Source organism: Staphylococcus sp. SB1-57 (genome assembly GCF_017086425.1).
GTDB classification, from domain to species: domain Bacteria; phylum Bacillota; class Bacilli; order Staphylococcales; family Staphylococcaceae; genus Staphylococcus; species Staphylococcus warneri_A.
The window spans coordinates 345233-360972 of the sequence record NZ_CP070964.1 but is presented as its reverse complement, the minus strand read 5'-3'; the positions used below and the strand labels follow the sequence as shown (position 1 = coordinate 360972).

The 15740-nt window shown below is 33.5% G+C and carries 16 protein-coding genes; 3 read left to right on the top strand and 13 right to left on the bottom strand.

Annotated features, from left to right (window positions below):
- Positions 1–88: 88 nt before the first annotated feature.
- A complete protein-coding gene (locus JX000_RS01670; RefSeq protein ID WP_075777994.1) occupies positions 89–1582 on the bottom strand; it encodes an aldehyde dehydrogenase family protein in 1494 nt (497 codons plus the stop codon).
- Between the two features lie 185 nt (positions 1583–1767).
- Positions 1768–2430, bottom strand: coding sequence for an NAD(P)H-dependent oxidoreductase (locus tag JX000_RS01665; protein WP_002450105.1), 663 nt, complete (start codon positions 2428–2430; stop codon positions 1768–1770).
- Positions 2431–2711: 281 nt separating this feature from the next.
- On the opposite strand from JX000_RS01665, the gene JX000_RS01660 reads away from it, so the two are divergent.
- A complete protein-coding gene (locus JX000_RS01660; RefSeq protein ID WP_037551663.1) occupies positions 2712–3704 on the top strand; it encodes a D-lactate dehydrogenase in 993 nt (330 codons plus the stop codon).
- Between the two features lie 62 nt (positions 3705–3766).
- On the opposite strand, the gene JX000_RS01655 is transcribed toward JX000_RS01660, so the two are convergent.
- Positions 3767–4570 (bottom strand): Cof-type HAD-IIB family hydrolase, encoded by an 804-nt coding sequence (locus JX000_RS01655; RefSeq protein WP_002450107.1) that lies wholly within the window; start codon positions 4568–4570, stop codon positions 3767–3769.
- Positions 4571–4742: 172 nt separating this feature from the next.
- Positions 4743–5357, bottom strand: coding sequence for a class A sortase SrtA (gene srtA, locus JX000_RS01650; RefSeq protein ID WP_002450108.1), 615 nt, complete (start codon positions 5355–5357; stop codon positions 4743–4745).
- A 225-nt stretch (positions 5358–5582) separates the two neighbouring features.
- On the opposite strand from srtA, the gene JX000_RS01645 reads away from it, so the two are divergent.
- Positions 5583–6086, top strand: a complete 504-nt coding sequence (locus tag JX000_RS01645; protein ID WP_002450109.1) for a GNAT family N-acetyltransferase — start codon at positions 5583–5585, stop codon at positions 6084–6086.
- 27 nt (positions 6087–6113) lie between these two features.
- Here JX000_RS01645 and JX000_RS01640 read toward each other — a convergent pair whose 3' ends face one another.
- The 5 genes from JX000_RS01640 to xylB all read right to left on the bottom strand — a co-directional run bounded on the left by JX000_RS01640 (position 6114) and on the right by xylB (position 11496).
- Positions 6114–6290 carry a hypothetical protein gene (locus tag JX000_RS01640; protein WP_002466971.1) on the bottom strand — a complete coding sequence of 59 codons (177 nt, stop codon included), beginning with the start codon at positions 6288–6290 and terminating at the stop codon, positions 6114–6116.
- A gap of 166 nt (positions 6291–6456) precedes the next feature.
- Entirely contained in the window at positions 6457–7356 is a 900-nt protein-coding gene (gene sdaAA, locus JX000_RS01635) for an L-serine ammonia-lyase, iron-sulfur-dependent, subunit alpha (RefSeq protein WP_002450110.1), read from the bottom strand.
- 12 nt (positions 7357–7368) lie between these two features.
- Positions 7369–8049, bottom strand: coding sequence for an L-serine ammonia-lyase, iron-sulfur-dependent subunit beta (gene sdaAB, locus JX000_RS01630; RefSeq protein WP_037551671.1), 681 nt, complete (start codon positions 8047–8049; stop codon positions 7369–7371).
- Positions 8050–8051: 2 nt separating this feature from the next.
- A complete protein-coding gene (locus tag JX000_RS01625; protein ID WP_002450112.1) occupies positions 8052–9095 on the bottom strand; it encodes a PTS sugar transporter subunit IIC in 1044 nt (347 codons plus the stop codon).
- A gap of 922 nt (positions 9096–10017) precedes the next feature.
- The gene (gene xylB, locus JX000_RS01620) at positions 10018–11496 is read right to left on the bottom strand and encodes a xylulokinase (RefSeq protein ID WP_002450113.1); all 1479 of its coding nucleotides are present in this window, start codon (positions 11494–11496) and stop codon (positions 10018–10020) included.
- A gap of 200 nt (positions 11497–11696) precedes the next feature.
- Between xylB and JX000_RS01615 the strand changes: the two genes are divergently transcribed.
- Positions 11697–12383, top strand: a complete 687-nt coding sequence (locus JX000_RS01615; protein ID WP_037551665.1) for an MBL fold metallo-hydrolase — start codon at positions 11697–11699, stop codon at positions 12381–12383.
- Positions 12384–12432: 49 nt separating this feature from the next.
- Here the strand turns inward: JX000_RS01615 and JX000_RS01610 are convergent, their stop codons facing one another.
- The 4 genes from JX000_RS01610 to pgsC are packed head-to-tail and all read right to left on the bottom strand — an operon-like array spanning position 12433 to position 15740.
- The gene (locus tag JX000_RS01610; protein WP_002450115.1) at positions 12433–14034 is read right to left on the bottom strand and encodes a gamma-glutamyltransferase; all 1602 of its coding nucleotides are present in this window, start codon (positions 14032–14034) and stop codon (positions 12433–12435) included.
- Between the two features lie 2 nt (positions 14035–14036).
- Complete coding sequence (locus tag JX000_RS01605) at positions 14037–14198, bottom strand: hypothetical protein (protein ID WP_002450116.1); 162 nt, start codon at positions 14196–14198, stop codon at positions 14037–14039.
- Positions 14188–15261, bottom strand: a complete 1074-nt coding sequence (locus tag JX000_RS01600; protein WP_037551667.1) for a CapA family protein — start codon at positions 15259–15261, stop codon at positions 14188–14190. The genes JX000_RS01605 and JX000_RS01600 overlap by 11 nt, the downstream gene beginning before the upstream one ends.
- A 26-nt stretch (positions 15262–15287) precedes the next feature.
- Positions 15288–15740: a poly-gamma-glutamate biosynthesis protein PgsC gene (gene pgsC, locus JX000_RS01595; RefSeq protein WP_002450119.1), complete on the bottom strand. Its 453-nt coding sequence runs from the start codon at positions 15738–15740 to the stop codon at positions 15288–15290.

The window sequence follows — 15740 nt, the reverse complement described above, 5'->3', positions numbered from 1 at the left end:
ATTCGTTATTATTATCATTTTTAAAATATGAATAACCCTTTCATCAAAATAGATGAAAGGGTTATCGAATGATTGATACTATGTCCTATTAATAAAGACCTTTTGTTTCGTTTGAAGTATCAATATAAATATTTTTAACTTGTTGATAGTTTTTAATAGCATCTTTGTATACTTCGCGACCAATACCAGATTTTTTATATCCACCGAATGGTGCACCTGCTGGAATTTGATTGTACGTATTAATCCAAATACGTCCTGTACGAATCGCTTTAGCTACATTTAATGCACGGTTTAAATTCGTTGTGAAGATACCGCCTGCAAGTCCATATTCAGAATCATTGGCAATTTGAATAGCTTCTTGTTCGTCTTCAAATTTCTCAACAACCACGACTGGACCAAAAATTTCTTCTTGAGCTAACTGGTGGCTATTATCATTTAATTCAATAATCGTCGGCTCGAAGAAGAAGCCTTTATCTCGACCATTATCAGTAAGTCTGTGACCACCTGTAAGAATCGTTGCATTTGGATCATCTTCAGCTAATTTCACATAGCTTTGAATTTTTTCCATTTGTTCTCCACCAGTTTGACTTCCCATTTTAATATCATCTGCAAATGGATCGCCAACTTTAATGTTTTCAAATGCTTCTTTTAATTTAGGTAACAATTTGTCATATACTGATGATTGAACGAGCAATCTAGAACCGGCACTACATACCTCACCTTGGTTGAATAAAATACCTAATTGCACACCTTCAATCACTTGATCAATATTTGCATCGTCAAAGATAATATTGGCACTCTTACCACCAAGTTCTAATGTTGTAGGCACAATGCGTTCTGCACCTGCTTTTGCTACACCATAACCTACATCTGTAGAACCAGTGAATGACAATTTATCGACACCTTCATGATTGAAAATCGCGTCTCCTGATTCAGAACCTTTACCAGTTAATACATTAACAACACCTTTAGGTAATACGTCTTGGAAGATTTTAGCTAATTCAATTAATGTTAATGGCGTTGAAGATGATGGTTGAATCACAACAGTATTACCTGCTGCAAGTGCTGGACCTAACTTCCATGAAGCTAATAAAATTGGGAAGTTCCATGCCACAACGGCACCTACAACACCTACAGGTTCATGCACAACTAAACTCATCGTATTATGATCTATTTCATTCACTGAACCTTCGTCAGTTGTTAACACACTTGCAAAGTATTTAAATTGATTTGCTGCCATTGGTACATCAATCGTTGATGTTTCTCTATACGGTTTACCATTTTGTAATGATTCAATTGTCGCGAATCGTTCTGCATTCTCATGAATTTTACGACTAATTTCTAGTAAATAGTCTGCACGTTCTTCTTTTGAAATTTTACTCCAACTATCAAATGCGTTTGTAGCCGCTTCAACTGCTTTATCCACATCTTTTTTACTTGCTTTTGCGACTTCTGCTAAGTCTTCACCATTTGCAGGGTTAGTAACTTTTATTGTTTCTCCTGTTTCACTTTGTTGGAATTCATTGTTAATAAATAATCCGTAACGCTCATCGATATAATCTCTTACGTTAATATTTGCCATAGTATCCCTTCCTTTTTTAATTTGATTTGAAATACTTTCGGAAATGTAAACGTTTACTTTTTCTTATTAACATTGTAACGGCTTCAATTATGAAAATAAAACAAGATGCTCATTGTTTCAAAATTGAATCAAAAAAGACTTCTTACACTATAAAAATCATAGTTTAAGAAGCCATTATCTATTTTTTAATTAATCCATTCAACTACATCATCTTGTGTTTGACGAACTTTACCGTGAGGTGGTTCTCCTGCTCGATAACCAAAGGCTGCCATAACTGAAATGCCGAAGTTTTCAGTATCTAAAATACCTTCATCTGATAAGATTTGAGTCACTGTATCTACATCAAACCCTTCAATTGGACATGAATCTATACCTAATAAAGCTGCACTTGTCATCATATTACCCAAGGCAATATATGTTTGTTTACAAGCCCAGTCATATAATGTACGTTCGTTATCATTGATATGGAATTCTGTTTGGAAGTCATCATACTTTTGATACACTGCAGGGATTGTACTCTCTTCATATCCTTTAACATTTTTCACTAAATTTTGTACGTATGGTGATTGAGATGTCACATTTTTACGTGCAAAAATAAGCATGAAATGGCTAGCGGAATCTAATTGTTTTTGAGCACCCCAACTATGTGGTTTTAACTTATCTCGAAGCGTTTTACTTTGAACAACTACAAATTTCCAAGGTTCTAAACCTAATGAACTTGGAGATAATCTACCTGCTTCTAATATTGTTTCAAAATCTTCATTTGAAATCGTTTTAGATGCATCAAATTGTTTTGTTGCGTGTCTAAAATGAAATGCATCGATGATTGTTTGATTCATATCGTTCACTTATATTGCCTCCTATTTATTTCTTTATACTATAAATTATAGCTTACTTGACCTTTCCAAAAAAATATTTGAACTGAATCGACGTGTCTTAATTATTTATAAATTAAGAAAATGTAACATCTTAATCCTTAATTTATATTATTTAAAAGAAAAATTAATATTTCTCTTGATTTGTGAAAAGTTTCACAATATAATGTGGTTGTAAGTTACAGTATTACTTATTATTTTATATTATTAGTTATTTTTATTTTTCTTATATTTTAGAAATGGGGTAAACAATGATGACAAAAATTATGTTTTTCGGTACGAGAGAATACGAAAAGGATATGGCGTTAAACTGGGGTAAAAAAAATAATATTGAAGTCACTACGTCACCTGAGTTATTAAGTAAAGAAACGGTTGATCAACTTAAAGATTATGATGGCGTTACTACAATGCAATTCGGTAAACTTGAAGAAGAAGTTTATCCAAAACTAGAAGCATATGGTATTAAGCAAATTGCACAACGTACTGCTGGCTTTGATATGTACGATTTAGAATTGGCTAAAAAGCACGATATCATTATTTCAAACGTGCCTAGCTATTCACCTGAAACGATTGCAGAGTATACTGTATCTATCGCATTACAATTAGTACGTAAATTCCCTGCAATTGAAAAGCGCGTACAAGATCATAATTTCACTTGGGCGGCGCCTATTATGTCACGTCCAGTTAAAAATATGACTGTAGCCATTATTGGTACTGGTCGAATCGGTGCGGCAACGGCTAAAATTTATGCTGGTTTTGGAGCTAAAGTTGTGGGATATGATGCTTATCCAAATGAATCATTAGACTTCATTGAATATCAATCATCTGTTGAAGAAGCTATTAATGGTGCTGATATTATTTCATTACATGTACCAGCTAATAAAGAAAGTTATCACTTGTTCGACAAAGTAATGTTTTCTAAAGTCAAAGAAGGCGCAGTACTTGTAAATGCCGCTCGTGGTGCTGTGATCAACACACCTGATTTGATCGATGCTGTTAATCACGGCCCATTATACGGTGCAGCTATTGATACTTATGAATTTGAAGCGCCTTATTTCACATTTGATTGGACAAATAAAAAAATTGAAGATGACACATTATTAGAACTCATCGACAATGAAAATATTTTAGTTACGCCTCACATTGCATTCTTCTCTGATGAAGCTGTACAAAACCTTGTTGAAGGCGGTTTAAACGCATCACTATCTGTTATTAATACAGGCACTTGTGACACACGATTAAACTAAAATCACATATCAAAGACGCGTTGTAGTGATCCAAACCGATGATCAACACAACGCGTCTTTGATTATTTAAGATTAAGTACTACATTTTCAATTGTAGTTAATACCCCTTGGTCATCATTACTTGGCGCGACATCATAAGCTATATCAAACAACGTTTTATCCTGACTATTTTTCATCACATAACTATATTTAGCCAACTCTAACATATCCTTGTCATTATTCGCATCGCCAAATGCCATCAGTTCTGAGGGTTGCATTTCCCATACATCCAATAGTCTGGCCAATGCTTGCCCCTTTGTCATATTGGGCATAATGATATCGATACTATCATGTCCACTCGATACTAACTTAATTGTATTTGGAAAACGTGCTTTTAGTTCATCATCTAAATGCGGATGTGTTTGCCTATTAATATTTAACGCGATTTTTACAAATTCATCTTCAGGTAAATCTTCTAACTGCGTAATTTCATTTAATTGATGATAGTAGAATCGTGTATCTTCTTTAAATGCTTCTGGTGTATCCTCTAAAATATAAGCACTTTCTAATCCACAGATTACCATTTGATTAATCTGTCTATCTTTATGTAAATAATCAATCACATCTTGATAATCTTGATGATTAAAACTGCGATATTGATATAACGCATCGCCTTTATAAATAACAGCGCCATTTTCTGAGATAAAGAACATATCTCTTTTCCCAAATATCGACTTCAATTTAGCATATTGGTTTCCACTCGCAGCTATAAATTCAATGCCTTGTTCCTTCAACGCTTTAAATACACGTTCGAATCTTTCATGATCATATTGTTTATTTGAGTCTAAAAATGTCCCATCCATATCGACTGCAATTGCCTTAATCACGTGTAATCCCCCTCATCCAATCTTTACGTTCATTATAGACAACTATTCATTAGTGATGAAGAATCACGGTACAACCTGAAACTATATTCAAACTTTGAAATTTCTTTCACAGACAAAAAATAACAAAAAACTGAGACACCATTTGTTGATGTCCCAGTTTATACTAATTGGCTTAATTAATTTGTTTAGCTACAAATATTTTACGTTTCTCCCAAACGCCAGTATCTTTATTATAATCATCACAAGTAATTAATGTTAATTGATTTTTCTCACCTTTATGTTCGTTTAAAACTTTAACATCAGATGGATCGACATTACGAATACTAGTCATTTTATATTTTCGAGTCTCATTGCCTACTTTGAAGTAGACTTTACTTCCTTTTTTAGCAGCTTTTAAATTCGTAAACTGATAATGTGGGCGATCCGTAAATGTATGGCCTGCTATTGAAATGTTTTGATCTGTTAAAGATTCGTTACCTTCAGCAAAACTTACACCACGATTTAATTGTTCTGGTGTTGCAGGTCCAGGGTAAACAGGTTCTTCAATTTCTGCATCTGGCACTTTAATATAGCCTGCCATCTTTGATTTATCTTTAGGGATTTCAGGTGCTTTATCCTTAGATTGATTACTATCCTTACTTTCTTTTTTATCATAATTTTCGATTTTATCGTTATTATCCTTTTCATGTAGATAATTATCGATATGAGGTTTAGCAAATAAGTAAATTGCTACTAATATTAATACAACACCAACTATAGTCAGTAATCGATTGGTCCATTTCTTCATATATGTTACTCCTTTAGTTAAATACAATGAATATCATTTCAGATTTAGCTATTTCTATATTTTGATATCAGTATATCATTAAATATTCATATTACATAATCTTTGAATAAAGTATTGAATTCATTGAATGATGTAAAATCCATTAAAGATAATGATTAGGTTATCATTATGTATGTCTTGTTTTTAGTTATAAATTAGTATCTAATAATGAGTGAGGTGAAGCACATGATAAGACAAGCACAACAATCAGATTTAACTTCTATTCTAGACATCTATAATGATGCTATTATTAATACGACTGCAGTATATACGTATCAGCCAACTAATATTGAAGAAAGACAAGCATGGTTTAATCATAAACAACAAAATGGTGACCCTATTTTTGTATTTGAAAAAGATGATATCGTTCAGGGATTTGCGACATATGGTCAGTTTAGAGATTGGCCAGCTTATTTATATACCATCGAACATTCAATTTATGTCCATCCTAAATATAGGCATCATGGTATTGCGTCACAATTATTAATTAAACTGATTGAAGAAGCTAAAGATAATAACTTTCGTACATTGATAGCAGGTATAGATGCATCTAATACAGGCAGTATTAAATTGCATGAAAAATTTGGCTTCAGTCACTCTGGCACAATCAAATATGCTGGGTATAAATTTGACCAATGGCTCGATCTTACTTTTTATCAACTCGATTTATACAATATAAAAAGAGATTAAGTAGGAATTGACTTCCATGACTTAATCTCATTGATTACCTCTGTTTTCAATAACAAAACGAATATAGTAAAACATGAACACAATGATCATACTTAGCGATAATGATTTGAATAATAAATTCACCCAAGTTCCCTCTGTCGTCCACAAATACGTTATCGTTGTGTTAATGATGAATGCTATAAAAATTAATGTTAATCTTAGCATTGCATCAGCCCCTTTTAAATTATTTTAGTGATAGGGCTGAACTTTTGCAATGAATTTTTTTAATTTTTAGAAAAATAAATTTATTACTTTCCTGCTCATTAACTCTATTATATGAAAAAAGCACTCAAGAGCTTATACTCTTAAGTGCTTTTAATCATACACAATATTATTTATTTTTCACCATATCTTCGGCTTCACCAAAGATTTTACGTTTAATTTCTTCACCAGTTGGTGTACCTGCTAGACCACCTAAACCAGTTTCACGTAAGGATGCTGGTAAGTTTCTACCGATTTTATCCATAGCACTGATAACTTCATCAACAGGAATTCTACTTTCTACACCCGCTAATGCAAGGTCTGCTGAAATTAATGCATTGCCTGAACCAATTGCATTACGCATCACACATGGAATTTCAACTAAACCTGCAACTGGGTCACATACTAGACCTAATAAGTTACTAATTGCTAAAGCCATAGCGTGACCTGAAGCTTCCGGAGATCCACCGAAGATGGATACTGCTGCAGCTGCTGCCATTGCTGATGCTGAACCAACCTCAGCTTGGCAACCACCTGTTGCACCAGCCACACTTGCATTATTGGCTACGACTCTTCCGAATAATGCTGCTGTGAATAAGAAATCAATCATTTGATCTTCTGTAATGTCATGTGTTTTTTCTAATTTGAATAATACGCCTGGGATAGTACCTGAGGAACCAGCTGTTGGAGTGGCACAAATAATACCCATTGCTGCGTTAACTTCATTTGTAGCAACTGCACCTTTAACCGCTTCAATCATTTCATGTCCCGATAGCGCATGATTATTTTCATTATAGTCACGAAGTTTTGCTGCGTCATGTCCTGTATAGCCAGTTACACTTTCTACACCTTCGCCCGTAGTACCTTTAACAACAGCATCTCTCATAACATCTAAGTTTTGTTTCATGTTGGCACGTACTTCATCACGTGTAAGACCTTTAAGTTCCATTTCTTCTTGGATCATGATATCTGCAAATGCCATATCTTTTTCTACTGCATAATCTATTGTTTCTCTAATTGAATCAAACATCTTGAATCCCCCTTAATTAATATAGGAAACGTTAAAATCACTGTATTTTTCTCTAATTTTGTCTAATGCTGATTCTTTGATTGATTTATTTAATGGTAGAACCACTAAACTTTTATCATCATTAAATTGTGTTAATTCATCTTTATATTCAATTTCCATATCGTTTAAGTCATTAATCAAATGGTTGATTTGTGCTTTATCGGCTGGACCATCGACTTCTAAAATAGGTAAACCATGGTTCATTTCTACTTCCAGTCCATTCACATGGATACCTTTTAGTTTGATTGTTCCGCCACCAATTGAAATACCAATGACTTCGATATGACGTCCATTTGCATCATCAGCTTTAATGTAGGCACAGTTTGGATGTTGTCCAATACTTTCACCTTCATCTTCAATAATTTCAACAGCGATGCCTTCGTCTTTAGCGATGTCTAATGCTGATTTAATTCTGTTATCAAATGTACTGTAGCCCATTGCACCACCAACTACAGCGACGTCTGTTCCGTGTCCTTGATGTGTTTTAGCAAATGATTCATAATAACGAATTTCTAAACTTTTAGGCACATCACCTAAAACAGCTCTTGCTGAGTTACCGATTTTTACTGCTCCAGCTGTATGAGAACTTGACGGTCCCATCATTACTGGACCAATAATATCGAATGCACTTTGATAATCATAGCTTTTAGCCATCATTAAACACTCTCCTTAACTTGGTTCTTTCTGCTCGGTACATTTAAACTTAAGTTCATTAAGTTAAATTTCTTGATAATTGTACTCATGATGAATGCCAATATGATACTTACAATAGCAACAATGACAATTGTAATAATTGCTTTCATTGGTTCATTAAATCCGAATAAGACAATCGCGCCGGCAATTGGTGTGGCCATACCTTTTACGCCGATCACTACGCCCATAAATGTTACGATACAAGCATTTACCATTCCAATTAATGCATTCGTTCCATATAGTTGTACTGGATATTGAGCAATTAAATCAATTTGTGTTAATGGTTCGATACCTACTGCAAATGCTTTAGATTTACCACCAATGTGTAATCGACTAAATAAGACATAATTGACGAATGAACTTCCCATACATGTCATTGCACCGATTGCCATTGGTACTCCTGTTAAACCTAATAAGCTTGTTAATACCATTGAACTTAATGGTGTCATACCTGTTACTGGTATAACTAGTCCTAAGATGATTGCTAGTGCATAAGGGTTATTGTCGCCAACTGAAGTAACCGCACTACCAATTTGTTTAAGTGTCGCCATAACTCCTGGTGTAATCACGCTTGCTAAACCAAATGTAATTGCTGGAGCCAATAAAATAACAACAATTAAATCTAGTCCTTCTGGAACTTTTTTCTCTATTAATTTAATTCCAAAAGCTACAATATACGCTGCAATAAATGCTGGTAATAGTTTAAAATCATGTAGTACTAAACCAACGATAACTGCAAACACTGGAGATACGCCTAAGTTTAAACAAGTAAGTATCCCTACTGCTATACCACTTAAACTACCTGCTAAATCACCGATTTCTTGTAAAAATTTGATGTGGAATACACCACCAATTGCATAACTTAAAAACGCTTGAGGTAAAAACGTTGCACAAGCAGCCCCCGATAAAGCTTGTAATCCTTGTTTACCGTAAGGTGCAAATTTTAAGAATAGCGTCATGATGATAAGTACTAGTACAAGTGTACCCACTCCTAAGATAATATTCATTTCCCCAAAACCTCACTTTTTTATTTTTAGGCCATAGTTATCGTACACCCTTAAGAAAGCGATTTCAATAATTAAAAAAATTTAAATAAGACTAAATTGTGAAATATTTCACGAATTAATTGTATTATTCATATTTAAAATGCAAATATACATTTTATAAGTAATTTCCCTTGTTCGTTGCATTCTATATGAAAAATCTCTAAAATGTAAACTTACTCTTTTTAACTATATTCTCTCAAACATTTTGACGACCTATCTATTCTAACGCTTATACACTCATTTTGTAACAAATCGCTCACAATTTTTTAGGGTTTCTTACTATAAATTTGTGTAAGAAACCCATAAATATGAATGTTAATTATTTTAGTGTGTTTTTACATCTATCTACTTTAATGTTTTTGAGTTTATTCAATTACTGTAATCCCTTAACTATTTCAAGATTGTCATCATATGGAGGTCCTCTTCCCCTATTTATATCATATGTCATATTCGGATGCTCCTCTCTGGCAAATTAAGGATCCTTTTGTAGAAGTTTAAGGATAGTGGTTGTTGGAATGGTATTTAAAAATTTTAGATTTAAATTTAAAGATGTGAATGTTTATTAAATAGCTTGAGCAGAAAGAATAATTTTTTAATGTGGATAGAAAATTGTTACTGAGTTAAAAATTGAGTGGTGTAAAGCAATTATAATACTGAAGTTGTAAGTGATAAAAAGGAGTCTATTTAAGTTGATTGATACGATTTTCGAGGAATAATGTAGTTTTAAAATAAAACGAAGTATTTTTATATGTATATTAAACGATTTTAAATTAATTTTGTCAATATAAAATTTCAGATTTTTCTAATAATTAGACAACACGCTCCTTTAGTATAAAAAAATAGTAGATTGGAAGCCTTCTATTTGTTCCAATCTACCTCACATTTATTTAATAAGTTTAGCCGTAATATCTTTAGTATGTGTGTAAATGTCTTTATAAATATTATGATAATATTCGTATTGTTTATGCTTATCCATATTAGGTTTAAATATATTTTCTACTTTAATAAAATCATTAACGCAATCTTCAAATGATTGATACCAACCTAGACCGTATGCAGCAATGATAGCTGCACCCATGCTAGGCCCTTCTTCATGTTTTAGTTTCTTAACTGATGTATTAAAAACATCTGCTTGTAGTTGCAACCAAAAATCACTTTTCGCACCGCCCCCAATAGAAATGACGGTATTAATCTCATTGCCTGCTTGTCGAATCAGTTGTATAGAATCATATAATGAATACGTAATACCTTCAATCACTGCTCTAACGAAATCAGCTTTCGTATGTTGCCCACTTATCCCTATAAAACTACCTCGAATCGATGCATCTCCGTGAGGTGTACGCTCACCTGCTAAGTATGGTGCAAATAGTAAGCCGTTCGCGCCTATCGTAGATTGACTTGCCAACTGTATTAGTTGATCAAAACTTTCTTCTTCAAAAAAGGTATGTTTTAACCAATTTAAGCTATATCCAGCTGCTAAAGTTACACCCATCGCATAGTATGTTTCTGGTATCGCATGATTAAAGAAATGGAGGTTATCATCATATTCTGTCACACTTTGATGTTCGACATTTAATATCACACCTGATGTGCCAATACTACATAAAGTCTCTTTATCATGTATCACACCGGCTCCTATTGCTCCACAAGCATTATCACCACCACCTGCAAATGTGGCTACATCTTCATTTAAACCAAGCTCCTCAGCAATCGAAGGCAAAATGCTTCCTGTAAAAGCATGTGAAGCGACAAGTGACGGATAAATATCCCCCATTTCAAATGTATCTCCCAAATCTTTAGTCCATTGATTTGTCTTTGGACTCAATAATAATGTACTTGCTGCATCACTATATTCCATGTGTATGTTACCTGTAAGACGATAACGCAAATAATCTTTCGGTAACATAAAGTAATCTACATTTTTCCATATGTTAGGCTCATGTTGTTGTACCCAAAGCATTTTAGGTAAAGTAAATCCTTCTAAAACTGGATTTTCATTAACTCTATGGCCAAATTTGTCTATGATTTGTCGACATTGTTCAGAGTTTCTAGTGTCATTCCACAGAATTGCATTACGCAAGACATGTCCATCTTTATCAACAATGACTAAACCATGCATTTGTCCTGAAAATGATATACCTTTGACGTCATAATCTTTCATTTTAGACGATGACATTAATGCTATAATTGCTTTTTTAGTGGCTTGGAACCAAGCTTCAGGATCTTGCTCACTATATCCACTTTGCTCTTGGATTAATGATAATGATGCATTTTTAGATTCAATAACGTCCCCTTGTTGATTAACAGCTATTACTTTGATTGAACTTGTTCCTAAATCGATACCTAATACGACTTCTTTCAAATGGCACACTTCCTTTATCTATGATCATTTGTCCATTATGATATTCATCAACATATGTCGGTCTTATTACTACCTTATTTCATTACTCATCACTATCTTAATATACACCTTTCATACTGTCTATTTTATCCTTTTTATGATTATTTCTATATTTACAGGGTAGTGTTGTAAATATTAAATACTTAAAGGAATGAAACATGATGACCAATCAATATAAAGATAATCAATCACAATCTTATTCTCAATTACATCAAATTGCCCAAGGACTTTATGCGACACCAACAACTCAATTACCGTTTGATCCTCGTTTTGAATTCAAATCATTTATTTTAGAACGTGATGGTGAAAATATCATCATCTATCACTCTGGTCATTTAAAAGACGTACAACCAGACATAAAAAAATTGGGAGGCGCTGCTAAAGTTTTAATGAATCATGATCATGAATCTTTAGGTGGTCCTAATCAACTTGATATACCATATGTCATACACCAAGATGATGCTAAGGCCCTCACAAGTTCAATAACAATTCACGAATATTTTAATGAACGCCAAATGTTATATGACGATTTAGAAGTGATTCCTACACCAGGACACACCCCTGGCACGACGATTTTTCTATGGGATAACGGTGAGCATCGTTATTTATTTACTGGCGACTTCCTATGTTTTGAAGGTGACACATGGCGTACTGTTATATTAGGTTCCAGTGATAGAAAAAGATCGATTCAAAGTCTTGAATTGATCAAATCCTTAAACTTTGATGTACTCGTACCATGGGTTTCTATCAAAGAAGGTCCGGTCGCTTATTTTGTAGAAAATGATGATGAAATACAACAACAAATCCAAAATATTATTGACCGTGTTCGTAATGGAGAAAATAGTTAACATTAAAAAGACGTGAGGCCTTTGCCTCACGTCTTTTAATGATATTGCCTTATCTGTTACCAACGTCAGATCCGACATCTACTTTTTTGTTTTTCTTATCATACACAGCGCCTTGCACACTACCAAAGTTTGGATCGTTACGTTTTTCTTTCACTCCATATCCCAAACTCTTGAAGATCTCTAAATCTTTATCGTCTATTGCGTTTTCATAGTAAATCGTACCACCATCATTATAGAAACGTGGTTTATCTACTGCTTCTTGTAACGTACCGTCACCTCTTAAATAATCGACTATGACTTCATTTAACATCGTTGGAATCTTATTACCACCTGGTGTACCGATACCCATATAGAAGTCTGTACCAACGATGATAGATGGTGAAATAAATGAGCGTGGTGCTTTATGTTTGTCACCATAGTTTGGACTCGATGGTGATTTAGAGAAGTCGCCTAATGAGTTATTCATATAAAAGCCTTCTTTCATAAAGTCACCTGAACCAAAATAACTTGATAACGTATTTGTTGTACTTGCAACTTTACCTTGTTTATCAATCACAACAAAGTGTGTTGTACTTGTGTTATCTGTTTGAATAGGGTTGAAATCACTACCACCTTCAGCTGCAGTACCTACATTGACTTTATTGAGTTCGCCAAGTAAGTATTCATCAGATAAATGTTCTTCACTACTTGGTTCTGTACCATTGACAATATCGCGGTTACTATACATAACATCACGTGATTCCAAGATACCTTTAATATAGCTATTTCGATCAGCAGTATCTTGATTTTCTTTTTCGTCAATTTTCAGACCTTGTAATGTTAATGTTCCACCTAGTGGATTTGATGCCGAATAAACTTTGTTACCTAAATAATCTGTACTTACAGGTTCTTTCTTTTCAGTCTTAAATGTCGTAAAGTCCTTTTCAGTTAGTTTATTATCTAATTGTTTAGATACGCTTTTACCTACATCTTTATAGAAATAATCAGGACCTTTATCGCGTATTTTTTTCAATGTATTAGCAAGTTTTTCTTGTTTCACTACATCGCCTTCACGCAATGTTTGTTTACCTTTAAAGAATGGAGAATTACGATCAATTTTAGAACCATATATTTTCAAGCTACGCTCTAACTCTGAATCGACTTCAAATCCATCTTCGGCAAGTGGAATAACGTAATCAAAAAGTTTCTTCTCATCCATCTTACCTTCTTTTTCATGCATATCATGCATCCCTCTTACAAAACCAGGGGTACCGATTTTATCACCTTGTTTAAAGTTATAAGAAGAATAGGTTTTATATTCGTATAAGTTTGGTACTTGGCCATCTTTACCATCGTAAGTTAGTGTTGCGCCACCACCACCCAATCCAGATGAGTGTGGCTCTGTCACTGCTAATGCATATGACACTGCAAATGCTGCGTCTGTAGCATTACCGCCATCTTCTATTACCTTTTCACCTATTTTAGTAGCAATTGCATTATTGGATGCAACCCCATAATTTTTAGTTCCTGGCTTTTTATGATTAGCTATTTTATTTTCATATAGCTTATCTTTATCTACCTTTTCATCTGAGGTGAAATAGTAAAAGACGAACGAAATAATAATGGTAATAATTAAAATGACAGTCAAGGTTGCTTTATTGTATATGTTCATTCCTAACTGGCCCCTTTTGAAAGATATTGCTGTTCTCCATTTTTCAGTTCTTGTTGTTCATAACTATCTAAACCTTCATTCGCTCTTGCAAATATGACGAGTAGGAAAATGATGACGACTATAATAATGACAGTAATGGGTAGCCAATGCTTTTTAATATTCAAATGTATAACCTCCATCGTCAGCTTTTTTAAGATTGATTGACTGATCTTTAATATTATTATGGAAACGTTTATGGTCCATCTTATTCATATCATCTTGTGAGATTTTACCGTCTTTAGATTGTATTGGTGTAAGATGGAACTTATGTTTTTTACCTTTCCAATCATCTTGAACAACCATACCTTTTTGGTTTTTGGATAGGAAATCGTCTGATGTTGTATTTCCTAGGCTATAAAAAATGGGTGTATTGTTATATTTTTCAACTTTTTGAATGACTGAATTGTGACCGATAATTACATCAGCACCTGCTTTTGATAACGCATGTGCATATTCTCTTTGACGGTCAGTAACATTTCTTTCATTAGGGATACCCCAGTCTACATTAACAACGACATAATCATTGTTCTCTTTTAACTTTTTGATTAACGGATAAAAAATATCTGGATCTAAACTAATAGACGTCGTATTTTTAAGTGGCTCTGCATAATTAGATTCAACATCTGTAAAGGATACATTCGCAATTTTCTTACCTTTAATATTTTGTTGAATTGTTTTACTGTTTATAGGATTTGAACCATTACCAGTTAAAAAGTTGTATCCCGCTTGTGATTCTACTTTCTCCATTAAGTCTCTAGCAGTAATGTTGTCGGTAGTTTGGTTAATTAAATTGACACTTTTAATATTCTGCTTCTTTAAGAACATGATATTTTCTAAATTCTTTTCAATTTCTTTCTTAGGATCATTTGAAAAGTCATTAACTAAAAGCGATGCTGTTGAGAAATCACTATTTTTTAACGGATCTTGTAAACCAGCAAAGACACTATTGAGATTATTTTGTCGAATATGTTTATTTAATGTAATATTGCCTAAATATGTCATTCGGATACTACTTGGATCTTTCGCATCACTCTTAACTGGTACTACTTTGACCGCGCGAATAGCGAAGACTATTAATACTAAAGCGATAAGTAGGACGATGGCTGTATACAATGTATTTCTACGCTTATGCCGTTTAGATTGTTTGAGCAACCATTCGCTTGGCGTTAATCGTTTTTTCTTTTTCATTGTTATTACGCGCTCCTTGTTCTTGATTAATTAATAAAACTGTATAAGAACAAGATGACATATGTAATACATGTTAATAACATTGTAGATGATAATGTTATTACAACACCTTGTTTTTGAATTGTGTTAGCGATGATACCAGGAATTACTACCCCAATACCGGAAACTTCGACCATTTCAAATGGGGTCAATGGATAAATCAAATCAAATATAAACTTCAATACCATACCTGTTAGAATCATGGCTGCGAACTTTCTTCTACCATATAAAATAACCCATTTACTAATACCGTTATTTACAATGAAGAATGTTAAACAACTAATTATAAGTACTGATAAAAGCATGATGGGTTGATCAAAAATTAAAGCTAAATAACCTGGTACAACCAGTCCTGCAGGGTTAATACCAAATTTCTCAGCAAAAATAAGACTGAGAACGACACCTACAAATAAGGAGAAATATAATTCTGAACCTATCAT